General features: G+C 33.6%; 28 protein-coding genes. 12 read left to right on the top strand and 16 right to left on the bottom strand.

Annotation, left to right across the window (positions count from 1 at the left end):
- Positions 1–51: 51 nt before the first annotated feature.
- Entirely contained in the window at positions 52–300 is a 249-nt protein-coding gene (locus QH639_RS19700) for a ferredoxin (RefSeq protein WP_004232564.1), read from the bottom strand.
- A gap of 106 nt (positions 301–406) precedes the next feature.
- On the opposite strand from QH639_RS19700, the gene QH639_RS19695 reads away from it, so the two are divergent.
- The 7 genes from QH639_RS19695 to QH639_RS19665 all read left to right on the top strand — a co-directional run bounded on the left by QH639_RS19695 (position 407) and on the right by QH639_RS19665 (position 7,877).
- Positions 407–1,438, top strand: coding sequence for a YpbB family protein (locus QH639_RS19695; RefSeq protein WP_237899978.1), 1,032 nt, complete (start codon positions 407–409; stop codon positions 1,436–1,438).
- Positions 1,439–2,881 (top strand): RecQ family ATP-dependent DNA helicase, encoded by a 1,443-nt coding sequence (locus QH639_RS19690; RefSeq protein WP_281115103.1) that lies wholly within the window; start codon positions 1,439–1,441, stop codon positions 2,879–2,881.
- 86 nt (positions 2,882–2,967) lie between these two features.
- Positions 2,968–3,705: a LysM peptidoglycan-binding domain-containing protein gene (locus QH639_RS19685; RefSeq protein ID WP_054550700.1), complete on the top strand. Its 738-nt coding sequence runs from the start codon at positions 2,968–2,970 to the stop codon at positions 3,703–3,705.
- Positions 3,706–3,849: 144 nt separating this feature from the next.
- Positions 3,850–4,608, top strand: coding sequence for a metallophosphoesterase (locus QH639_RS19680; RefSeq protein ID WP_281115102.1), 759 nt, complete (start codon positions 3,850–3,852; stop codon positions 4,606–4,608).
- A gap of 113 nt (positions 4,609–4,721) precedes the next feature.
- Positions 4,722–5,687, top strand: coding sequence for a YpdA family putative bacillithiol disulfide reductase (locus tag QH639_RS19675; RefSeq protein WP_281115101.1), 966 nt, complete (start codon positions 4,722–4,724; stop codon positions 5,685–5,687).
- Between the two features lie 58 nt (positions 5,688–5,745).
- A complete protein-coding gene (locus QH639_RS19670) occupies positions 5,746–6,306 on the top strand; it encodes a glycerol-3-phosphate acyltransferase (protein ID WP_237900010.1) in 561 nt (186 codons plus the stop codon).
- Positions 6,307–6,311: 5 nt separating this feature from the next.
- A complete protein-coding gene (locus tag QH639_RS19665) occupies positions 6,312–7,877 on the top strand; it encodes an aminotransferase class V-fold PLP-dependent enzyme (RefSeq protein ID WP_281115100.1) in 1,566 nt (521 codons plus the stop codon).
- On the opposite strand, the gene QH639_RS19660 is transcribed toward QH639_RS19665, so the two are convergent.
- Positions 7,857–8,180 (bottom strand): L-asparaginase family protein, encoded by a 324-nt coding sequence (locus tag QH639_RS19660; protein WP_281115099.1) that lies wholly within the window; start codon positions 8,178–8,180, stop codon positions 7,857–7,859. The two genes, QH639_RS19665 and QH639_RS19660, sit on opposite strands and share 21 nt — an antisense overlap.
- Positions 8,181–8,510: 330 nt before the next feature.
- On the opposite strand from QH639_RS19660, the gene QH639_RS19655 reads away from it, so the two are divergent.
- Complete coding sequence (locus QH639_RS19655; RefSeq protein ID WP_281115098.1) at positions 8,511–9,476, top strand: asparaginase; 966 nt, start codon at positions 8,511–8,513, stop codon at positions 9,474–9,476.
- Positions 9,477–9,628: 152 nt separating this feature from the next.
- On the opposite strand, the gene QH639_RS19650 is transcribed toward QH639_RS19655, so the two are convergent.
- The 4 genes from QH639_RS19650 to QH639_RS19635 all read right to left on the bottom strand — a co-directional run bounded on the left by QH639_RS19650 (position 9,629) and on the right by QH639_RS19635 (position 11,779).
- Entirely contained in the window at positions 9,629–9,922 is a 294-nt protein-coding gene (locus QH639_RS19650; protein WP_281115097.1) for a hypothetical protein, read from the bottom strand.
- Positions 9,909–10,745 carry a ParM/StbA family protein gene (locus QH639_RS19645; RefSeq protein ID WP_281115096.1) on the bottom strand — a complete coding sequence of 279 codons (837 nt, stop codon included), beginning with the start codon at positions 10,743–10,745 and terminating at the stop codon, positions 9,909–9,911. Before QH639_RS19645 ends, QH639_RS19650 begins: the two co-directional genes overlap by 14 nt.
- Positions 10,746–10,988: 243 nt before the next feature.
- Positions 10,989–11,201, bottom strand: coding sequence for a hypothetical protein (locus QH639_RS19640; protein ID WP_281115095.1), 213 nt, complete (start codon positions 11,199–11,201; stop codon positions 10,989–10,991).
- A gap of 401 nt (positions 11,202–11,602) precedes the next feature.
- On the bottom strand, positions 11,603–11,779 hold the full coding sequence (locus QH639_RS19635; RefSeq protein ID WP_281115094.1) for a hypothetical protein: 177 nt from the start codon (positions 11,777–11,779) through the stop codon (positions 11,603–11,605).
- Positions 11,780–11,859: 80 nt separating this feature from the next.
- On the opposite strand from QH639_RS19635, the gene QH639_RS19630 reads away from it, so the two are divergent.
- Genes QH639_RS19630 through QH639_RS19615 form a run of 4 tightly spaced genes read left to right on the top strand, consistent with a single transcriptional unit; the run spans position 11,860 to position 15,836 of the window.
- Positions 11,860–11,997: a hypothetical protein gene (locus QH639_RS19630; protein ID WP_281115093.1), complete on the top strand. Its 138-nt coding sequence runs from the start codon at positions 11,860–11,862 to the stop codon at positions 11,995–11,997.
- On the top strand, positions 11,963–12,517 hold the full coding sequence (locus QH639_RS19625) for a hypothetical protein (protein WP_281115092.1): 555 nt from the start codon (positions 11,963–11,965) through the stop codon (positions 12,515–12,517). Before QH639_RS19630 ends, QH639_RS19625 begins: the two co-directional genes overlap by 35 nt.
- 8 nt (positions 12,518–12,525) lie before the next feature.
- Positions 12,526–13,554, top strand: a complete 1,029-nt coding sequence (locus QH639_RS19620; RefSeq protein WP_281115091.1) for a hypothetical protein — start codon at positions 12,526–12,528, stop codon at positions 13,552–13,554.
- Positions 13,551–15,836 (top strand): FtsK/SpoIIIE domain-containing protein, encoded by a 2,286-nt coding sequence (locus tag QH639_RS19615; RefSeq protein ID WP_281115090.1) that lies wholly within the window; start codon positions 13,551–13,553, stop codon positions 15,834–15,836. Before QH639_RS19620 ends, QH639_RS19615 begins: the two co-directional genes overlap by 4 nt.
- Positions 15,837–15,968: 132 nt before the next feature.
- Here QH639_RS19615 and QH639_RS19610 read toward each other — a convergent pair whose 3' ends face one another.
- From QH639_RS19610 to QH639_RS19565, 10 genes are all read right to left on the bottom strand, one after another.
- Positions 15,969–16,682: a M23 family metallopeptidase gene (locus tag QH639_RS19610; RefSeq protein WP_281115089.1), complete on the bottom strand. Its 714-nt coding sequence runs from the start codon at positions 16,680–16,682 to the stop codon at positions 15,969–15,971.
- An 18-nt stretch (positions 16,683–16,700) separates the two neighbouring features.
- The gene (locus tag QH639_RS19605; RefSeq protein WP_162817401.1) at positions 16,701–16,874 is read right to left on the bottom strand and encodes a hypothetical protein; all 174 of its coding nucleotides are present in this window, start codon (positions 16,872–16,874) and stop codon (positions 16,701–16,703) included.
- 24 nt (positions 16,875–16,898) lie between these two features.
- Entirely contained in the window at positions 16,899–17,306 is a 408-nt protein-coding gene (locus QH639_RS19600) for a hypothetical protein (protein WP_281115087.1), read from the bottom strand.
- A gap of 180 nt (positions 17,307–17,486) precedes the next feature.
- Positions 17,487–17,633 carry an XkdX family protein gene (locus tag QH639_RS19595; RefSeq protein WP_281115086.1) on the bottom strand — a complete coding sequence of 49 codons (147 nt, stop codon included), beginning with the start codon at positions 17,631–17,633 and terminating at the stop codon, positions 17,487–17,489.
- Positions 17,623–17,997 carry a hypothetical protein gene (locus QH639_RS19590; RefSeq protein ID WP_281115085.1) on the bottom strand — a complete coding sequence of 125 codons (375 nt, stop codon included), beginning with the start codon at positions 17,995–17,997 and terminating at the stop codon, positions 17,623–17,625. The genes QH639_RS19595 and QH639_RS19590 overlap by 11 nt, the downstream gene beginning before the upstream one ends.
- Before the next feature lie 18 nt (positions 17,998–18,015).
- The gene (locus QH639_RS19585; RefSeq protein WP_281115084.1) at positions 18,016–20,259 is read right to left on the bottom strand and encodes a phage tail protein; all 2,244 of its coding nucleotides are present in this window, start codon (positions 20,257–20,259) and stop codon (positions 18,016–18,018) included.
- A gap of 52 nt (positions 20,260–20,311) precedes the next feature.
- Positions 20,312–21,556, bottom strand: coding sequence for a hypothetical protein (locus tag QH639_RS19580; protein WP_281115083.1), 1,245 nt, complete (start codon positions 21,554–21,556; stop codon positions 20,312–20,314).
- On the bottom strand, positions 21,553–22,446 hold the full coding sequence (locus QH639_RS19575) for a hypothetical protein (protein WP_281115082.1): 894 nt from the start codon (positions 22,444–22,446) through the stop codon (positions 21,553–21,555). The genes QH639_RS19580 and QH639_RS19575 overlap by 4 nt, the downstream gene beginning before the upstream one ends.
- 26 nt (positions 22,447–22,472) lie before the next feature.
- Positions 22,473–23,555, bottom strand: coding sequence for a hypothetical protein (locus tag QH639_RS19570; RefSeq protein WP_281115081.1), 1,083 nt, complete (start codon positions 23,553–23,555; stop codon positions 22,473–22,475).
- Between the two features lie 11 nt (positions 23,556–23,566).
- Positions 23,567–23,830 carry a hypothetical protein gene (locus tag QH639_RS19565; RefSeq protein WP_281115080.1) on the bottom strand — a complete coding sequence of 88 codons (264 nt, stop codon included), beginning with the start codon at positions 23,828–23,830 and terminating at the stop codon, positions 23,567–23,569.
- Between the last annotated feature and the right edge of the window lie 24 nt (positions 23,831–23,854).

Raw genomic sequence — 23,854 nt, 5'->3', positions numbered from 1 at the left:
TAAGAAGGCATCCCCTGAAGGATGCCTTTTAAGATATACATCAACGGAAGCCTATTCAAATTTTAATGAGTCACCATCGAATGTTTCATCTGCTACTTTGATAGAGTCTGTTGGACAACCTTCAAAAGCGTCTTGCATATCTTCCAATAGATCCTCTGGAACTTCAGCAGTTCCCATGTTATCATCTAAAATAACGAAGGCAATGCCTTCATCATCATAATCATAAATGTCTGGCGCTGCGGCTCCACATGCGCCACAAGCGATGCATGTATCTTTATCAACTATTGTGTATTTAGCCATTTTATTCTCTCCTTTAACGATGTTCCTACAAAGCTTCATACTCATTTTAAAGATGTTTATCTTACATTTCAACTTAAATACTATTAAATTGGAGGAATTTGCGTCAATGTTTCATCAAATTTTATTGCAAATCTTTCAAAAACTCAATAAAGAGCGGACGATTTCGGCTGCCTATCATGTCCTAAGAGGGAAGCGTTCAGGCCAGACGATTCAAGATATTGGTCTTTTTCAACTACATCAATATTTTGGCCTCTTGCCAAAATTATCTCGTACTACATTTGATGAGGCTGTAAACTTATTTGTGCAGAATAGTTGGTTAAATGTGCAGGAATCTGGTCATTTTTACATGGAAACGCTAGGATTACAACGCGCACAACAAACGCCAACCTTTTTCTTTGATGGTTGGCACTATCGGGGAAATGAGCATGTGTTTTTTGCGAGGCTTTCTCTCATTGTACAAAGTTTGTCACATCAAGCCGCAGCCGTTCGTACCTTTTCACCGATTAGTAGAGATACAATGATTCAAGCGTGGGTGCGAACTTTTTTACAGGCACGTCATTATAAGGAAGGTCATTTACAGCAGCAATTATTGACAGAATGTAATCATGTGCTAACTATTCTCCCTGTGTCAGATGCAAGCAAACAGCTTGTTCTGTATCGTTTAAGTGGTTATCAATTACCAGGATGGACGTGGCAACAGCTTGCAGATGAACGGAAGGAAACTGTACTGGATAGTCAATTAGCTTTTATTGAAACCCTACATATATTATTAAATGAAGTGCATCAAAAAATAGATGATTACCCATTACTAGGGCACGTGGCAGAAGGATTAAAAGTTAAAATATTGCTAACAGATTCTGCACAACAAACCGCACAATTATATGAACAAGGTTATTCGATGGAGCAAATTGTTCAAATGAGAAAACTAAAACAAAGTACAATTGAGGATCATTTTGTGGAATTAGCTATGTATGAACCGAACTTTTCTATTGGCCCATTCGTCTCCTATGATGAAGCTCAAAAAGTGTGGCAGGCATCGAAGCAGTATCAAACAAAAAAATTGAAAATATTACATGAAGCTTTAAACGATATGAGTTATTTTCAATTAAGGCTTGTCCTTGCGAAAGGAGAAGTATAAATGGAACTTGAACAATTATTGCATAAGCATTTTGGTTATTCATCATTTCGACCAGGACAGAAAGAAGTCATTGAGGCATTACTACAAGAACAAGATGTGATTGCCTTATTGCCAACAGGAATGGGAAAATCACTCTGCTACCAGCTACCAGCCTATACATTAGAGAAACCTGTACTAATTGTTTCACCATTACTCTCATTAATGCAGGATCAAGTAGAAGAGCTGAAGCGTTTTGGGGAAAAGAGGGTGGTAGCTTTAAATTCCTTTTTATCACTAACAGAGAAACGTTATGTATTACATTATTTAGAGCAATATCGTTTTATTTTTACTTCCCCAGAGATGCTGCTCCAGCAACAGGTACAAGAGAAACTGGCGCAGATGAAGCTAGGTTTAATCGTAGTAGATGAAGCGCATTGTATCTCACAATGGGGCTTTGATTTTCGACCAGATTATTTACGAATAGGTGACTGGCTATCGAGGGAAAATCGTCCGCCCATTTTGGCATTATCTGCTACGGCAACAAAGAAGGTTGTACGAGATATACAGGAAACTTTATCTCTCAAAGCGCCATTCGAGTTTATGTATAATGTTGACCGCCCGAATATTCATTTAGGTCGTGTAGTAGTGGAGGATAAGGCTGATAAAGCTAGATGGCTCATGCATCACGTTACGCAAACGGCAGGACCTGGTATTTTGTATGTTTCCTCACGTAAACGTGCGCAACAATATAGCGAAGCCTTATTACAAGAGGGCGTTCGTGTTGCTGCCTATCATGCTGGCTATGGGGTAGAGGACCGTCAATTTATTCAACAGCAATTTATAGCTGGTGAACTTGATTGGATTGTAGCAACAAACGCTTTTGGTATGGGCATTAATAAGCTTGATATACGGCAGGTCATTCATGAATCAATGCCTGCCAATATAGCGAATTATATGCAGGAGATTGGACGTGCAGGGCGGGATGGACACTCTGCACTTGCTATATTACTGTATGCTGAAGGTGATGAGGAGCTGGCTAAATTTGTTGTGACAGGCGATTTACCAACTTTACATCATGTTGACCGCTACCAGGAGCTGCTATCTCAGCAAATACAGCCCATCCAAATGCTGAAAAATGGGGAGTTAAGTGAGACAGCCTTCCGTGTGTTAGACTATTGGCTGCAACGAGAGTCTTCGGAACAAGTGAAGGTCCGATTAAATCATTTAGCACTAGAGAAATACAATGCAGTGAATGAAATGCTTCAAATCATACAGACAAAAGACTGTATTCGTGAACATTTAGTCGGGTATTTTGGGCAAAAATTGCAGAAAAAGCCGGAAAACTGTTGTGAAAATTGTGGAATCCATTATGATGTAATCAAGAAAGTACGCTTAAAAGAGAAAAAGAAAGTAGAAATGGCAACGTGGGAAAGTCGATTGCAACAACTATTAATGGGTAATTAGACTAAAACTGACGGTCATTTACTTTTTTCGTAATATTCGTCATAATAGAGATGATAGAAAGCGTAGTAAGGTTGGGGGAAAGGCGAATGAATAAAGAAGATTATCGCGATAAAATAGAAGAGCATCGTCAATCATTTGAAGATGAGCAAAAAGAACAGCAATCCTTATCAAGAGTTTCCAGAATGAATAAAAACGGTAATAAAAACAAAAAGCCAAAAAATTCGAAACGTAAGACACCGTTAATGACAATTCTGTTTGTTATTTTTATTTTGATACCATTAACAATTCTTATTTATTTTTGGAAATTTTATGAACCAGGAAAAACGATTGAACAAGCCGAAAAGGATACAGCTGAACAGGTTGTCGAATTAGATCCTTCAGAAGCATCTGCGTCAGATAAAGATAAGGAAAAAGATGATAAGGGTCAAGATGCTCAGGGAGATAAGAAGGCTCAAGAGCAATCTCAAAAAGATGCTGATAAATTAGCAGCGGAGCAAAAAGCTGCTGAAGAAGCGAAAAAGGCTCAAGAGGCGAAAAAGGCAGAGGAAGCAAAAAAAGCCGAAGAAGCTCGAAAAGCTGAAGAAGCAAGAATAGCTCAACAACAAGCAGAGGCAGCAAGAAAAGCAGAAGAGGCTAGAAAAGCGGAAGAAGCAAAACAAAATGCTAAAGCAACGACACATACTGTAAAAGCAAATGAGAACTTATACCGAATTGCATTAAATCACTATGGCGATGGCAGTGAAGCGACTTTAGCTAAAATTCGTGCTGCTAATGGGATGTCCTCTAATACTGTAATGGTTGGGCAAGTCATTAAGCTACCTTAATAGAATTTTTTTATCGTTATATAGTTTTTCTAGTATAAAATTACAGACAAACGTTCACACCAAAACGTACGTCTGATTTAGCAAAAAGGCGATTCGTTTTTTAAGAAGAATCGCCTTTTTGCTGTCGTAAGGAGAAGTGAGAAAATGCTATATTTAGGGCTATGTCTTCTGGTAGTCATCGCCCCTCCACTTTATATGTGGAAGGTGGCACATGAAAATAATGTATTGTCTCACCAGCTTTCATTACAGGGTGAACAGGAGAAGGTACGATTATTTTTTATTTCAGATGTTCATTTACGTAAAATAAGTAAGAAAATGATTGCACGGTTACAGGGACATCATTTTGATGCAGTAATTATTGGCGGTGATTTTGCGGATAGCCGTACACCAATTGATCGTATTCATGAAAATTTATCATTATTAACGTCCCTTGGACCAACCTATTTTATTTGGGGCAATAATGACAGAGAAATTGGGGAAGAAAGACTGAAGGACATTTTACAGGCATACCATGTTCAAATTATTGTCAATGATGCCGTACAGCTTCCGCTTAAAAATAGCTTTTGGTTAAGTGCTATTGAGGATACAACCGTTAAAGAATATAGTTTTGAAAAAGCTTTTGCAAAGATAGGAGAGCAGGATTTAGTTGTTTTCATCGCCCATAATCCAGAGGTTTTTGCGAAAGTTCGGGCTAAGTTCCGTGCGGATTTAATGATGGGGGGACATTTACATGGAGGGCAAATTCGATTCGGCCCATATGGTGTCCATCCAAATGGTTCCTATCGTCGGCGTGATGGTGTCATGACTTTAGTAAGCAATGGCTATGGGACGACATTAGTACCTTTTCGATTTGGTGCAAAGCCCCAATGTCATATAATTGACATTGATATTTCGAGTAAATAAACAACCAAAACGTGTGAGAAGGCGTATAATAAAAAAGTATCGTCTATTCTATGATAATGTGAAAGCATGGAGCAGCAATTTTTGCTGTTCAAATTCGATTGGAGTGTCAAGAAATGCAGCAAGCAGATGCAATTATTGTTGGAGGAGGCCCATGCGGCTTAGCAGCAGCAATAGCTTTGCAAAATATTGGTTTACAACCTATTGTGATTGAAAAAGGAAATATCGTCAATGCCATCTATCATTACCCTACACATCAAACATTTTTTAGTACGAGTGAACGGTTAGCCATTGGTGATGTACCATTTATTATTGAAGGACGTAAGCCGAAACGCAATCAAGCCCTTGTCTATTATCGAGAGGTCGTCCGTTTAAAAAATATACAAGTTAATCGCTTCGAAAAAGTACAAAGTGTTGTAAAAAATAATGATTTGTTCACGGTTACCTCCGATAAGGAAATATATGAAACGCCCTATGTTGTCATTGCAACAGGTTATTATGATCATCCGAATTATTTAAATATCCATGGTGAGCAGTTACCTAAAGTTTTCCATTACTTTAAAGAGGGCCATGAATTTTTTGATACGGATGTTCTAGTTATAGGCGGCAAAAATTCAGCGATAGATGCCGCGTTAGAATTAAATAAAGCCGGTGCTCGTGTAACCGTAGCCTATCGTGGCAGCGAATACTCTCCAAGCATCAAGCCATGGGTATTGCCCGAATTTGAAGGGGTAGTCAAAACTGGAGAAGTTGACATGCTTTTTAATACCAATGTATTGGAAATACGAGAGCACGAAGTTGTTTTAGGAGTAGAGGGTCAAGAGAAAATAGTAAAAAATGATTTCGTTTTTGCTATGACTGGCTATCATCCTGATCACTCCTTTATTAAAGCGATGGGAGTGGACATAGAGGAAGAAACGGGTCGTCCTTATGTTACGCCTGAAACGATGGAAACCAATGTTGAAGGACTATTCATTGCAGGTGTTATTGCAGCAGGAAATAATGCCAATGAAATTTTTATTGAAAATGGTCGTTTCCATGGCGAATGTATCGCTCGAACTATTGAGCAGAGAAAAAAATAACGATCGAGGCTGTATAGGCATGTAGCTTATACAGCCTTTTTAGTAAGGAGGCAACTCAATGATTGGCTTGTATTGGCTCTTGAGTTATTTAATAGGAAACATCTTGACGGCTTATTTCGTTGGTAAGATATATGGTGTCAATTTGCAGGAAGAGCGTAGTAAAAATTTAGGCGCGCGTAATGCGGGAAGTGTGATTGGGAAAACAGCGTTTATTTTGACTCTTCTTGGCGATTCATTAAAAGGTGTACTTGTTGTCGGATTAGGACGCATGTGGCAATTGGATGAATGGGTCGTTATTGGCGGAGCTGCATGGGTGATAATAGGCCATCTATTTCCGATTTGGCTGAAATGGAATGGAGGGAAAGGTGTGGCTACTTTTATTGGTGTGGGTCTCGCCTTATCGCCAAGTCTTTTTTTATGGATGATTATTGGTACAGCACTTATATGTGCATTTACTAGAAGTCTGACACTTGGCATGGTTGGGGGCTTTGTTTTTTATATAGCCGCAATTATACAAGCAGGGAAATTAGAGCCATATGGACTTTTAATCATGGCAATCGTGTGTATGCTTATTAAGCATATGTCTAATATTCAGGAATCATTGAAAAGAGGGAAGTGAAGGAAATGTATTGGTGTAAAATTGCCAAGACAAATGAAGAATTTGAGGCGATTGCTCGATTGAATTATGAAACATTTGTAGAAGAAATTCCTCAGCATGAGGTGAATGCATCGCGAAAAAATGTAGACCGATTTCATCAGGAGAATACCTATGTTGTTGTTTATAAGCAAACAGAATTAATTGGCATGGTGGCGTTTAGAGATCAACGACCATTTTCTATTGATGAAAAGATTGGTAAGGTCGAGCAGTATTTATCGAAGGAAAATTGTGAGAAGCTTTGTGAAATTCGTTTGCTTTCCGTGAAGAAAGGTTATCGAACGGGTCGAGTTCTATTGAAGCTTACTCAGGCCTTAACTACATTTGCCTACGAAAAAGGCTATACTGCGGCAGTGATTTCAGGTACAACGAGAGAGGAAAAACTATATAAGCAGATGGGTTTTAAGCAGTTTGCACCAGCTGTCGGGGAAGAGGGTGCGATGTTTTTACCGATGGTGCTCACTAGACATGAATTTGAACAATCATTACAACATAGACTAACGACGGAACCCTCTACATTTTATCCTGGGCCGGTGAAGCAATTAGAGACAATTGCTCATTCAGATTTATCACATCGTTCATTACCTTTTTATGCGCTTTATGAACGAGTGCAGAAGAAGTTGCTGCATTTATCGAAGTCCAATCATGTTGGTGTAATCGTAGGGACGGGAACGCTAGCAAATGAAGTAATGCTTGCACAACTAAAGGCACAGCAATTAGGAAAAGGGCTTATTCTCACAAATGGAGAATTCGGTGAGCGTTTACAGAAGCAAGCCGCTCGTTGGTCATTACATTATGATGTGGTAGAAAAAGAATGGGGAACGGTATTTGATGACAAAGAACTGGCTTCACAGCTTGAGACGGGGTCTTATCAGTGGATGTTGGCAGTACATGGTGAGACTTCCACGGGAACTTGTAATAACTTAGATATTCTTAAAAAGCTTGCTAAACAATACAATGTAAAGTTATGTATAGATTGTATTAGTTCGTTCGGTGCCATGCCGTTTTCTTTACAGGACTGCTATTTAGCTACGGCTGTGAGTGGTAAGGCTATTGGTGCGTTAAGTGGGCTAGCATTTGTATTTTCGCAATCACTTGCACCCTCATCTGCCGATCTACCCGCTTATCTTGATTTAGCAAATTATCAGCAAGGTGCCATACCATTTACATTACCTGCTGTATTACTGAGCAATGTGGAGATGGCATTGCAAGCCTATCCAGCACGTTATGAGCAGCTACAGCAACGCTTTCAATCACTGCTGCAGTTACCAATCATGCAATTTCAATATCCAACAATTCAATATCCGATGCTGATAACGGTTCAATTGCCTAATAATTATGCAAACCTACTTATTGATTTAGCATTAAACGGGCTATTTGTTCATGGTGAAAGCCAGTATTTACGCCAAAAGAATTTCATTCAATTTTCTGTGATACAACCAGATTTTGATGAGGCTTTTGCTCGACTTAGCGAGATACTGGGCTATTATGAACAGGTGATCGAGACTTTAACGTTACAGGAAAAAGTCCTTTAAATTTAAAGGCGAGCCAGTTGTGTTAAGGCCAATTAATAATTTTAAGCGTGCCTTTTGACCATTAATACCTGTGGCGAATATGGCCCCTAAGTCTTCTAGCATTTTACCGCCGCCCATATAGCCATAAACACCTTCTGCAATTCCATTAAAGCAGCGGGAAACAAGTACAACTGGGATGTCTCGCTGTATAAGGCTTTCAATTCCCTTTACAACAGATGGCGGGACATTCCCTTGACCTAGTCCTTCTAGCACAACACCATCATATTTACATGCAAGCACGACATCCAATAAATCTTCTTCCATTCCAGCGTACACTTTTAGCATTGCGACACGCTTAGGTAAATTGTTAACATCTACATATTGTCGACGAATTGGTGCGTGATGGAATAAGATTCTGGATTTTGTAATAAGGCCAATCGGTCCATATTGCGGAGATTGGAAAGTATTTACAGAACTTGTATATACGGTAATTCATATGTATTTAAAAAGGTGCAGTTAGTCTATCCCCTACAAACGTTGATATATAAGGATCTATACGATGTGGGTAACATTCAAAAAGTTATCCACAATACATAAAATATAAGGTGATATAGACGTACTTATACTATATAATACTAGTGAGGTGAAATAAAAATGACAAAAAAAGTAGTATTGATCACAACTGGAGGAACGATAGCTAGTAAAAGAAACACTTCAGGTAAATTAGAATCTGGAGTATTGGATGGAAATGAAATTCTATCAATGTGTAATTTAGAAAATGATATTGAAATAGTATTAATTGACTTGTTACATTTGCCATCAATGCATATGTCATTCGACAATCTTAATACTTTAACACAAACTATAAATGAGCAATTAAAAGATGAATCAGTGAATGGTATAGTGGTTACTCATGGTACAGACTCATTAGAAGAGACTGCCTATTTCTTAGAATTAACAACTAATGACACTAGACCAATTGTTGTTACAGGTTCTCAAAAATCTCCTGAAGATATTGGAACTGACGTTTATTCAAATTTGAGAAATTCTATTCTTGTCGCATCAAATGAAAATGCAAACAATTTTGGTACGGTAGTTGTTTTCAATGATGAAATTTTCCATTCAAAATATGTGAAGAAAATCCACTCTTCAAGTATAAATGGATTTGGCTCTATAGGTTATGGTAGATTGGGATTCATTGATAATGATGAGGTTGTAATTTATCAAAAGCCAACTAAAAGAGAATGCTATGACATAAAACAAACATATCCAAATGTGGAAATCGTTAACGCTTATTTAGGATGTACGGGGTTTTTATTAGACGCATTATATACTTCGGACATAGATGGTATAGTTTTAGTTGGATCTGGTAGAGGTCAAATAACTCCAAGTATGACAAAATCAATCGAAAAGCTACTTGCGAAAAATGTTAAAATTGTACTCACAACTTCCACTGAAGAGGGTAGAGTATTTCCTTCTTATGATTACTATGGTAGCGCAAATAATCTTAAAGAGATTGGTGTTATTATGGGTGGGGATTTTGACGCAAAGAAAGCAAGAATTAAGTTAATGCTAATGCTTGCAAACAATGATGATAGTTATGAAACTTTTATGCAATAAAATAAGAAAATCCCTATCTAAATGTTTCAAGATAGGGATTTAAATTGGTTATGACCTAGTATTACAGTTAAGTTAACCGTTAAACCTCTGTCATAATACCATTTCTAAAATAATTATTCCACACTTAATTAAATTATTATCATATTTTAAATCTATAAAAGAAAGTTACCTGTATTTTTCTTTTCCACTTTTTCTGTATGCTTATAAATAGATAAGGAGTTCTTATTTGCTTGAGGCTTAGTTTCACTTTCGTACTTTTCGGCAATCAGCTCTTTTCCAAATCCACTGAAAGATGTTGAATGCATTAATGCAAATTTCAATAACTCCATTTGACGCTCACTTTCTTTACTAAATGTCACAGCTTGAGTAATGTATTTACCTTTAGACTTTCTCTTCATTTCAATAATCATTGCTTCGACTTCTTCTTCTGATCTAAGATATCCCATATGCTGACCTCCCAGAATTATACATACCAATAGCATTGCACATTTTAGGATTTTCCATTACTTCTGCATTTGGAAAGAATTCTTTAACATAAGTGACTAATTGAGTATCCAATGCTCCTCCACCAAGAAGATAAACAATATCATGTTTATTCCACATTTTAGATAACATCCCACATACATAGTCAGCCAAACCCTTAGGGCTATAATTTCCATCTAATGCTTCTAAACCTTTTCCAAAGAAAGTATCACTTTCAGTATCAATAAATCTGATTACATCACCTTCTTTTATAGTTGTCGCAGCCCCGATAGTCCTTGAACCAAAATCAATGTAACGTGTCTTTCCATTAGGTTCATTTATGAAAAATGCTGAAGCAGTTTCAGGTGCAACTTTTACATCATTAATGGAGAAGGTTTTACTTACACCATTTATAGAAATTGTATGTGATCCTTTTAATCTTTGTAATCGACCATCTCTTTCTTCTAATGAATAACTCTTTATTGGAACTGAAACCACAATGTTGTTAGCAGGATAACCATACCGATGAAGCGCAATTAATACGGACAAGTCATAAAAATCATGCTGTTTTGTTTCGGTATGCATCTGTAAAGGCATGGTGCAATCATACTTAGCTAACATTCCTGCGACATATTTCTGTCCTTTATAATCAACTATAAAATCATGTTTATGTGTTATTTCAGTTAAGTTTCTTTTACCATAGTATCCTTTTACACTAGGGAAGCTTTCTTTCACGTCCTTTGTTACCACGCATGTTGAATTGCCTCCATCATCAATTGCAACTACACCTACAACTGTGTTATTCAATAAAATCCCCTTTCGCTCAATTTGTTGATGTTAATTTAGCATATGACTCTGATTTATAAAAATGAGTAAAATTTTAAAGATATTTGAGATGTTTTAAACTTTTTTGATTTAGAAACCCTTGTAAACATTGGGTTTTAAAGTCATTAAATTTATATAAAATGGGGATTTTATTAAAAGTAATAAAAACACAAATAAAAACCATCTTTTATCCCATAATTAGAGATTTTTGATGGTTTCTTTTCATTATTTATTTTCTGTTTCAAGATATTCAATTAATGCCTTACGAGTGTATTCTCCAAAAGAGGTTGTCCTCATCAATACATTTTTCAATAATTCTAATTGTTGGGGACTGTCCTTTTTAAATAAAACGCTTTGAGTGATGTACTTTCCTTTTCCTTTTTGTAAAAGTTCTTCTATTATACGTTCAGCTTCTTGTTCTGATCTGACTATAGCCAAGACATATCACTCCCTCCATATATAATACTTATGTCAAATTGGAAGGGTATATGTTTAATATTATTTAAAATAATTTTTATTTATTAGTAATTATTTTTAACCTACCTACATAAATTACGATTAAGTTCAAAAGAATTTAAAACTTTTTTAAACTAAAAAATCCCATTACAATAATGCAATGAGACTTATCAAAAGAAACATCAAAACTGTTTTTAAAAGTTAAGGTATATTTTCAATTTATTTGAGATAATATGGCATTGAACAGTTAGAGGATGAGGAGCTAATTATCAAATAATCAAATTATCGCTAAGAATTAGCTTAATTATCACAGGAATTAACACATTGTCACCGATAATAAGCAGAAAACTCAACAGGGAAATTACACAAATACATAATTAATATCATTCTTCGTATTGTACTTTTTCAAATACTCCAAACTCATCAAGAATTTCTAAAATCTCTTCAACTTCTTTTCTTTCCATTTTTAATTCACGAAAAACTCTAGGATCACAACTATCTAGATTTACTTTCCAATCGGATTGTGGACGATGTAGCCAATCATTAAAGAATATACCCATATTAGCGCAGCTCCTTTTTAAGCTTTGTTATCAATCTGTCCATTTTAATTTATTTAATACATTTTAAAAGGAGGAATATTGTGAGTGGAATTGTTGTCTTATTAGGTCAAATAGGAATTGCTTTAGGTGGTTTTATAGGAATGTCTTCTATTTTGAATTGGTATCATGGAGGAGGTAAGAAAGATGACAAGTCTAATAGCAAATTACCATTACAATAATGGAATTCGTCAAATGACAATAAACAATAAAGGTTTAGATGAATTAAAAACAGAAAGAAATAAAAAAGATCAGTTCATACCTTTTATAGAAGAGTTAACAAAGGAGGTGAACCTGTTACCAAAGAAAGCGCAACATCGATTTTATACAAAACTAAAAAGGTTATCCCTATTGATAATACCGATACTTATACCAACAAATATAACTCATGCTCAAGAAATGACCAACTTTCCATTGTTAGAGAAATCCCACGGAATCGAATTATTACCTCCAGAAATCATAGACATTCTGAAACAATTAATCTTAGCTTTCGGGACAGTTTCAGTTGCATTAGCAATTCTGTTTCTAATGGGAGCAGGAATATACAGAATGATTGGCAACGAAAGAAAAGCAAGGGAATGGTCAGTGAACGTAATAAAAGGATTCGGTCAAGTATTATTAGCTCCAGTAATTATTCTAATCCTAACAACTCTAACAGCTTTTATCTTCAAAAACGTCCGTGGCTTAGATGCATTCTTTTAACATTATCTGTGCCATTTGGAGCTTTAACTACATTTCAATTAAAAGCATCTGCTGCTTGGTACGACAAGTTTAATCCTATACCCAAAGAAACCCAAGCAAAGGTAAGTTCAATCATAGATACCATATACAAAATATTTGATTGGTTTAAGAACATAAAACAGAACATAACTGAACTATCAACTGATGTAATGTTTTGGGTTTACGAGACATTAACTAAAGTGGTTCTACATACACCTTCACTTTTATTTAATACCGAATGGTTTAAAGGAAATATCTTAACTTTCACTGGATTATCTATAGCAGCATCCATAATACTTTCAATGTTCGAAGGTTTAAAATTGATGTCTGGTGATTTAATAGAAAATAGAAAACCTACTGATCTAAAGCGAATATCCAAAAGAATTCCTCTTGTTGTACTAGGTTCTGCAATTGCTCCTAGTGCGTTTTATTACCTATTTAAAGGCTTAAATAAACTAACTGACATAATAATTAATTTCGGAAAGTTTCAAATGGAAAAAGGTATGAGCCAACTATCAATTAACGATGTATCGTTACTTCAGGTATTCGGTTTTATCGGATTTGATATTGCATTAATTACTATGCTTATCCCTATACTTTTACAGAATTTTAGAAGATGGTTTGATCTCCTTGCTTTGGGTGTTATGACACCATTAGCATTAGCATGTTGGGTATTTGCATCACAAGAACACTGGTTCATTATGTGGAGAGAACACATCAAAAAGTGCGCCTTTGTTCAAGTTGTTTATGCAATATTCTTACTGCTAATTGGAACTTTATTATTTGGTACGAAACTAACTAATGATTCATGGGATGTTTTAATTCAATTAGGAATTGTGATAGGCGGTCTGTGGAGAATGAATACGCCTCCTAATTTCTTATTTAGATATATTGATAGGGGAGAAGATGTTACTTCAATGTGGAATGGTGCTTTCAATGTTGTTAGACCAGTAACTATGATTAAGAAGAAATTTAAATTAAACAATAGAAATACTGTAAGGGGTGTGAAATCTAGATGAGTTTGAAGCGACTGATAAATCCAAGTATTACTTCCAATGAAAAGTACAGTAATTACAACATAACTTCTTTAAGCAAAAATACTGTAAAAGATATGTTGTCAAATTCCTTCATTGATGGAGTGTTTGGATTAGAAGCGTTTAGGATTTCCAATAAGGAGTGTTTTACATTCTTTTCTCCACCAAATTACAAAGTTGATTGGGATAGAGTAGACGAGGTAAATCTCCAGTATAAATTAAATCCAAAAATTGAGAATATGACTTGTTACGAACTATATACAACCAAGAATTCATTATTTCCTCTAGAAATGAATATTGATGAATCCTTTTGGAAAATAATTTGCTCTACATGTCCTAAACATATTAATCTCATGTACCAAATTTTGCTTGTATACAGACAAGACAATTGGAAAGTGAGACTACAAGATCAATACGAGGATTATTTGAATGGTGTTCAGAATCCTTCTAATTATGGCTTCCTTAGAAAAATTCAACGTGGTATTAATAATAAACTAGATAATCTATTACGGTGGGAAAATAAGCATTCAGAAATTGAAGAGATAGAAAAGAAGTTAGAAGAGAATGGATACCGTTTCAATATAAGGTTTGTGATGAGTGGAGGAAATAAGAAAGAGTATAGTAAACTGATACAAATAATAGAAAATAAAATTAATAAATATTCATACACTAATCGATGGTCAATAAGTACAGATACTCCATTAGAATTGATTGATAATATTTTAAATCGAAGATTGGATTACAACAGCAAACATTCTGTATTATCAACTTCAGAGCTTTTACCACTTGTAGTGATTAATGAGGAATTGAAAGTAGAAAAATTAAATTCAGTAGAACATCCATTAGTAAATACATCGACAAACAATAGCCTAATAAAATTACTACCACTTGGAAATAGTTTATCAGAGGTAAATGGAAAACAAATAGCTGAGAAATTTATTACTGCATTGAAGGAAGATAAGAAGTTTAAATTTAATAGAGAAATAAAACTGAAACAATCTAGAACAGGTTCTACTCTAATGAGACTTACATTTGATTTACCTAATGAGTTAAGATTTTCAGAATTAAATAAGGATAATGCGGTTAAAGATATTCAGATGAAAATGGGAGTTAAACACCTACAATTAAAACAAGGGGATGGAATACGAGAAATTGACGTGCTATTACCTTTAGAGAAAAGACAGAAGGTGTTGTTGAGGAATTACATTGATACAGATGAATTCAGGCAGTATTCTAAGGAAAACCCACTCGCATTTTTAGTTGGTGTAAATGAAGTTGGAGAGCCTATATACTCATGTATAAGTAAAATTAAACACTTATTGGTTGCAGGTACAACTGGTTCAGGAAAATCGGTATGGTTAAATCAATTAATATTGACACTTTTAACAACTAAAAATCCATCAGATGTGCAATTCTATATGATCGATATCAAGCAAGTCGAGCTTACAGTATTTGAAGGTTTCCCACATGTTCAATCTGTCGTTACTAATGCTAATGAAGGAATCAGTTTGTTAAATCAATTAATCAATGAAATGAATCGTAGATATGAGTTATTTAAGAAAAGTAATGTGAAAAATATTGCTCTTTACAATAAGCAATCGATTAATAAGTTACCATATATTGTTTGTGTTATAGATGAGTATGCTGAATTAAGTATTAGAGACAGTAGAGTACATGATCATGTAACAAGTTTAACTCAATTAGCTAGAGCAGCAGGGATTCATTTGATTATCGCCACACAAAGACCAAGCGTAGATGTAATTCCATCATTAATTAAAAGTAACTTGCCAAGTAAAATAGGATTTTATTGTACGAACACACGTACTTATTTGACTTTCTTAAATACTAAACCACCATATGAACTGTTAGGTAATGGAGATGGAACAATGTGTTTTGAGGGTCAAATGGAGGAACATATCAGATTTCAAGGTTGTTTAATTGTTGATGATCCAAATGATGAAGGGTTAGAAAGTAAATTGATAAGAAGAATAGCAAGCAAAATTACCCAAAGGAAAGTAAATATTGACTTACCTATAGTGGAGGAAGTTGTTGAAGAAAGTGAATTGGATAGGTTAAAGAAAATTATAGCTAATACTAAAGAAACAAGAGTGTCGCCCTTACGTAATTTAATGAAAATAAATATAAATAAACTGAATGATTTAATGAAAGAGTTGGTTGAAGAGGGTTGGTTAGAAGCTCCTAAAACTAAACAGTCAGGATATAGTCTTATAATTGAAGAAGAGGAACTGAAAAATTGGAGAAGTTGAATTGCAACATAAATAAAGAAAACATAAATCCCTATACAGAGGTTGAATTCTGTTAGGGATTTATAAAATGATGTAAATCTGATTTATTTGATGAATGATGTTCATTCATCTTTATAACATGTGTATTATTAACTACTTTTTAAATTTCTTTGTATTGAATTTATCCATACGATGCGTTATTGTTGCTAACTGTTCACGAGTAACAAAATCTTGCGGATTTGTACCGTCAGAAATACCATTAGCTTTAAACCAAGACCAGTCATCTTTATGACATTCTAATGGTTGTCTTACTTTTTGTTTATCCAATTTATTTTCTAATTGTTTCTTGAGTTCTGTATTTTCTTTTTGAAGTTCAGTGATCATATTCTTGAGTTCATTGTACTGTGACATAGTAAGCTCATCTCCATTTTCTTGAATAGAATTTAGTAGTGAAATATATTTCATAGGATTTACTGCATTTGGTTGTGAAGGAGCATAACGTCCTTCATGTATTTCAAAATGTAAGTGTATACCAAACGATCCACCAGTATTACCCATAACTCCAATTCGTTGTCCTTGCTTGACTACTTGTCCTTTTTTAACCATTATTCTATCTAAGTGTGCATAATTGGTTTCAAAAGTTTTTCCGTCAATTTTATGTAATACACGTACAGAGTTACCATATGTACTTAATGGAGCAGACCAAACAACTTCACCACTTGCACTAGCATAAATAGGAACTTTTAAACCTGCTATTGGAGATGCTAAATCGACTCCTTGATGCCATTCCTTACCTCGACCTATGTTTCGCCATCCAAAAGAGGAGGTTAATCGAGCATTTAGTACTGGACAGATAAAATTAACCATCAAATTATTCCTCCTAAGTCACTCTTTGATATTTGATGTTTTACCAAAATAAAATGAAATAACACTTATTACTACAGTTTGGATGAAGTTAGTTTCTAAAGTACCCATAAGAGAAAGTACAACAAATAATAATACAATCGATAAAGCGATCAGTTTTCTTACTTCGATTAGTGCTGAAAGCTTTTGTTTCATACTTCATCACTCCTTTTTATGTATTTACTTTAACCCTATGTAAGCCAATAAAGCAGCTAAAATGGCAATTCCAATATATTTAGGTACATCTTTTGAAAGAAATTCAATTACATCAAACTTACCTCTATTGCTATTTTGGTTGTTATTTTCTCTTACATCTTTTAATTCATTTTCGAGACTATTTAAATCTTCTCTCATTTCATCTGAAGAGGTATTTAGATTTGTTAAATTTGAATTAATGCTTGTTAGGGTACTTGAGAACTCTTTCATCTGTAATTGATTGTCTTTAACTAATCCCATTAAAGTTTCCTGATTTGCTGTTAAACGATGGAGAGCAACGTTGTCATCCTTTAAACGATTAATTTCATCTTTATGATCTTCTATGATGACTTCAACTCTAGTTAATCTTTCTCCATACATTTCATTACTCAATTTAATCACCGACTTTTCTAAAATAGTAAAAGAGTAGGGGAGCTTAACTCACGCCTACTCTAAAGTTATTTGTATTTTCATGCAATTTGTGTGTACTTATGCATATTTTATTCGTTATTTTTGTATTAATATACATTTTGATTTAAATAATATATGTCTTTTATAAAAATTAACACTAGCTTACGCTTCATTTTCGTAACTAATTTTAGTTATCAATTCATACTCTTCAACTGTAATCATTTTTGCTTTTACGAATACTTTGATACTTTCATTATTATAAGAAGGATGTCCATTATCATAATACATCTTTACTGTTTTATACCACATTAGGCATTCCTCCATTCAATTTTAACATTGCAATTTCCATTAACAACTCACCTTGCGTACTTTCCAAGGTAGAAATACGTAATTTATTTTCTGCATTTTCTAATAGAGCTATACCTAGTGCATCGATCAACTCCTGATTAGTTACAGGTTCAGTTACTACCTCTTCATCAACATATTTATAATAAACTTCTTTTGAATCTAAATTCACGCATAATATGGCATAATTACCATCAATTACTTCTGGTTCTGGCAATGAATCCACAATAACACCTTCAGCTATCCTTTCTTCGCTGAAATCTGAATAATCGTGTATTATTGATGTAACTCTACCAACGTTGTTATCATCTTCGCAAAATAATAACATATCAACACCTCCTATAAATCATGTTACAACTGCTACTATATCAAAACGCTTAATTACCGAACGATTTAAAGCATCAACTACAAAGAGTTTTGTTTCATCTCCTGCTACAAATACTGAATCTCCATAACCTGATTGCAATTTATTATCATAAGAAACAAATCTTCCTGTTATATAAACCCATCCACCACTGTTAGGTGTTTCAGATTTAAGATTACTAACCACTTGTTCTACAGCATATTCAATACCAGAACTCTTACTCATAGTACTAATATGTGTTATATCCAATGAACCGCCACCCATCTTAATGCCTCTTAATGTTAGCGTGTTTTTGAATGGTATGATAACGTTTGGTATAACGTAAATCAATGGGAAATGAGATATTACTGCTCCATCAAGCATATTAAATTTTGTTATACCCCAAACTTCATTTTGTATTGTAGCAGCATAGACAAAACCGTCTGTAATACATACACATCTTGCGAAATTGACAGGGGTTGTCCAAATATTACTGAGGTCACTTTTATTAACAAGCCTTATAGTATTTGAAATACAAACTACGATTTTATCCCCCTCTAGCCAATATGAACCATCATAGTTATTTGTGGAAGTAAACACCGTATTAATAGGTGCTGTAGTACCATGTGCAACTCTCTTTAAATTGTTATTTGAAGCAGAACTACCCTGACTGAAATAAATGTTTGCCTCATCAAACATTATTCGAGTAGCCATATAAGAACCTAAATTAATTAATGTTTTCCTAGCTAAAGTATTTGCGTCAAAAGTAACTAAATAATTACCACTAGATGATAGGTTATAAGTTATATAAACCTCTTCACGGTCTTTGTTATACACCATACTTGTTATCGAATCATTGCTAAAAGTTGGTGATGTTACAGTGTTTTTTATAACGGTTTTAAATTTGCTTATTTCATCTCCCGTACTTGCATCCCCTCCTTCACCCTGTAAGATAAAATTTGCACCATTATAACGTACAGTGTAAATACTATTTACCAATAATTTACCACTTGCTAATGCTGTTCCTTTAGAATCAAGTATGTTTTTTGCCCCTAAGTTATTAACATTCAAAGTGACAGCTCCTGTATTAGCAGATAAATTTTTAAATGCTATTGCCATACCATCGATATAAGAAGTTGGAATAGGCGTTATAGTAATTACTTTAGCGTTAGTACCACTCGCAATACCGTACCTTACATGTGATGTACTGTCATCAATATGTATATTAACTTTATTTTCAGCACTCACCGATTTATCATAAGCTGTCTTAACTGCATTTGCTGTAGCTGCTTGCGATTTACTCGTACTCGTTACGGTATCATTTAATTGAGTATGTCCAATTGTGGTTGTTGAAGCTAAAATAGCTTCATGATTTGTAATTTTACTTATATAGTCATCCTCAATTTGAGATAAAGTTTTCCCACCTAATTTATCTGCGTTATCTGCGTTCAAAGCTATCCATGAAGAAGTACTAGCATTATAATATTTAAATTTATTAATATTAGAATCAACCCACACCATTTTATCAATTGGAGAAGATGGTGGAGTAGAGGAAACAACTATTCCACTTCTTGCTAAAAACAGTCGCCACGATGTTCCATTCTCTGAAGGAGTTTCACCAACTACTGTAGATATACAGTAATAAACACTTCCGTTATATTGTACTGCTTCATCTGGATTGTAAGTAATGTTGGGCGAGTACTCACTTTTAAAAGTTAACCCTACTCCAGCAACACCCTGATCTCCTTTATCACCCTTTTTTGATTGAAGAATCCAGAATTCATTATCATTATTGTCTAAAGGAGAGTTATTATAATTATCTTTAATACATAAATAAATTTGACCATTAAATTTAACCATATTCTTTTTGTAGTATTGAACCGTGGGAGAGTAATTTCCTACCAGATTAAACTTATCTACTTCCGCCTGAAATTCTACTTTTTTAGATTCTGTATAGCTTTTAGTTTCAATTTTTAATTGTTCTATGTAGTCAGTTGTATTTTCTACAAAATATTTCTGTGTAGCCGTTATTTCATCACCCAAAGTATTTATCCATTCAGGACTGATTGTATAATTTTGTAGCTCTACTTTTAATTGATTAAATCTTTCTATTTCTACTGAATTTTTATTGGGTTTAATTAGTAAATTTTTATATTCTTCTGCCTTAGTGATTAAACTTGGCGAAAGATCATATAGCTCAGGTAGTTCCAAATACGAGTCTGGAAAGTTACTTCTTTTATATGCCAATTAATATTCCTCCTTTTTGAATAGGGAAAAGATATTTTCTATATAAATTTTATTAATATAATTTAATTGCACTTATACTCATAGCCCCATCGTGAGACAGAGGGAGTGATACGCTTTTTGTAAGATAATATCCATTAATGCCAATATCCTCATCATACATTTTAATTTTTTCATTAACATCTAAACCATATATAGGTACACATGTGAAATCTATAGTTTCACTTAAATTATCACTTATTTTTAATTCGTATTCTGCCCTCAATGCAGCTTGTTCAATTGTGGCAATTTTATCTTCTGTGATACTGCATATACGTTCGCCAATAAGATCAATTGAGAATTCTGGATTAACTGTAAAAGAAAGTTCTTTCCATTCACCATCCCAAAAGAATGATTGAAGACTTGATTTAATTGTGCAAATGTCGCCTTTCTCTTGATTTTTAATGTTATCTCGTTCACTCGTTGTATCTCTTATGTATTTATTTTTATAAACCCACTTGATTGTTTCTCCTAAAGTATTTTTTCTACCCCAAATATAAACACTATTTTTAACATTATCAAAATTGATTTTAGTAGAATTAGAAATGACAAGATTCATATTTTGTCGAGAGAAATCCCAAACGACAGGGTCGAAATGTCTGTTTTTAATTCGTTCTACAATATAGTATCCATCCAAATTTACATAAAAATCAATATCCATATATAACTTCCTCAATGTATCTACTAGTTCATAAACAGAAGAATTAGGTTGCATATTTATTTCATAAGGTACAAGTAAGTCGACATCGGTAATTTTTATGTCATCAACAGATACTTTAGCTAGCCCTTTTAATGAAGATCTAATAGCTTCAGATACAGTTATTCCTTCTGGTAATATCTCTAATTCATGCGATAGAGTTCCACCTTGTGAACCATCAATAGAAGCCATTTTGTCACTCAAATCAAAGTTTATAGTTCTATCTGACAACGTTTTACTTAAGTCTGCATTTTGTATTAAGAATTCACCTTGCTTGAACCATACGATTTCTCCGTCATAATCTTCAAGACCAGTAAAAACTCTAACTTTTCTGTTAAACCAAATATTGGATTCTGGTCTAGGTAGTAAGTTATTATCTTTAATGTACATCGATAAACTGCCATTTCGTCTATATGTAGACTCAGCAGATATATTTATACTTCCTGATATCGAATATCCTTGAAGTATATTAATCACAATATCATTCTTATTTAATAGCTCCAATTTAATATGTAAGATTCTTGATGAACGTTGTAGTATATTATACTGTTCTTGTTTAATCACGACTCATCTAACCCTTCTAACATTCCGTTAATTTTTAGAGTGTTGGATTCCATATCCCCAATTTCTATAAATGAGAACGATACATTGGCAATACCAATAGCATCATTATTTGTTTCTTCAACTGGATTATCTGTAATCTGAATTAACATGATCTCTCCATCCATCCCTCTAAATACTTTAGGGCGCTTTGACTTGAGGAAATACAATAACTGCTGCTTTTCTAATTTTTGTGATTTAATGTCAGGGAAGTCATTTTTTATAGTAGATGAGGATAAGATCGTTCCAGATAGCGAAGCTTTCCTATAATCTAGTTGACCATAAGAAACTACAGGATACTTACTGTTTAATGGTTCAAAGACTGTAGAAGGGGAAACATGTTCAATATTACCCATCTGAGCACCATAAAAGATACGATAATTATTATCTTTGTCAGAAATGAAATAACCATCAAAATCAACTTTAATGCGGTTAGAGATTATTCGATTTCCAGTCACTTCATTTGCAATTGGAATTAAAGAATATTCGTACTCAAAATCATTTGCTACATACTTATCAACTGTTTCGTAGTATTTTTTTGTATTTATTTCATAATTTAGTTCAGAAACATCCACCCAAAACTGCTCGTCAACTTTCCGTTTTTGAAAGCGTAATTTAGAAATCTCCACACCATTATTATTAAGACTGCCAAATTCTAAGTTGTTTTGTAAATTACCATTAATAACTGTATCATATGTAAAATTATTTGTTTTTTCTATTGTATCGCTAGTATTCAAATCACCGTCAATAAGTAATTGATCTATTAGCCCAAAGTTTACATTTATTGAATGATAATTTTGATGAGAATTAAAGGTTTCAAAAACACATCCATCCTCGAATCCTAAAAAAGACATTCCGATTATAATAAAAATCCCATCCTTTACGTTAATAATATTTTCAAATCGAGTAATTGATACTGTGATTTCATATATATCATAAATTGCTGATTTGGAAGAACTACTAATTCATTACTTACAAAATGCGCTGGATGTCTTACATTATACACATGACTAAATGCATGAATTTTATCATTGTATTTTATTAATTCTATTTTTCCAAAATTTGAATACAGGGTTAAAAATACCTTATCATCGGGAATATTTTCACACCAAAGTTTCAATACAAAATCATCATTTTCGATTTTAAAGCCTTCATCAATTACCAATTTCCCGTAATCTAATCTATTTAAGTCTATTTTATCATCATCAACATATTGCACATTATTTCTTACAATTTCGTTTCCGAAGTTATCGTATAATTTAGCAATAATTTGAATTATATTTGCATGAACTTTTACAGCACCTTCGATACTCAGGTTTTCTACAGTAATTGCAGATGTAAGTTTTGGTGTAATATAAAATGGGGTGAATTTTATTAAACCTGTAGAGTATTCTTGTTGGTTTTGTGAAATAGTTCTCACTTCAATATAGTAATCAACTTCGTTTGTTAAACCTGTAATTTCTTGAGTAAGTGGATAAGCTCCATCCGAAAATCCTTCACTAAATGATGAGATTAATGATTTGTTATTGTCATAAAGAATGTATCTAAATGACTGTAATTTTTCATCATTACTATGTGTATAAGTAGCCGAAAATGTAACAGTTTGATTATATACACGGTTATAATTGGCATAATCAATATTATCAATTGTAATTACTGGATTTTCTAACACCCAGAAAAATACCCAATTACTGAACTGACTAAATTGATTATTAATATTACCGACTCTTAATTGACACTTATATGCCACACCTGAAACTAAAGTATTAGTAGGTAATTTGTGTTTAAGAGAAAATGAATCAATTGTTTGGTCATAAACTTTTTTATTATCAGTTAGTCGATAAATAACTAAATTATTTCTAACTGCTTGATCTCCTCCAGTATATGAAAAAGAGAAATCAACATCTTCTGTAGGAGGGAAAGGTTTAACTTGATATAATGTTGGAGTAAGTAAAATAATCATTCACTCCTTTCTTATGGTCTTTTACATTCTATATATTTGTTGCTAAAATCACCGTTTACTACACATACAAAAACAATGTCACCAATAGTAAGAGATAATCCTTCTTTAGCTTTGATACTCGAATAAATACGTTCATTATATTCAATTTTATATTTACCATTTTCTTCATTTTCTAATATTATAGCTTCGATAAAATAATTAAATTTCAAGTCGCTCAACTTTTTATCTAAAAGAATTTCAATAGCATCCAAAATATAATTTTCAATTTCAAGCATAATTTCACCTCAAATATAAAAGAG

It is taken from the genome of Lysinibacillus sp. 1 U-2021, from assembly GCF_029916965.1.
Classification (GTDB): Bacteria; Bacillota; Bacilli; order Bacillales_A; family Planococcaceae; genus Lysinibacillus; species Lysinibacillus capsici.
This window is presented reverse-complemented; position numbering and strand designations above follow the sequence as displayed.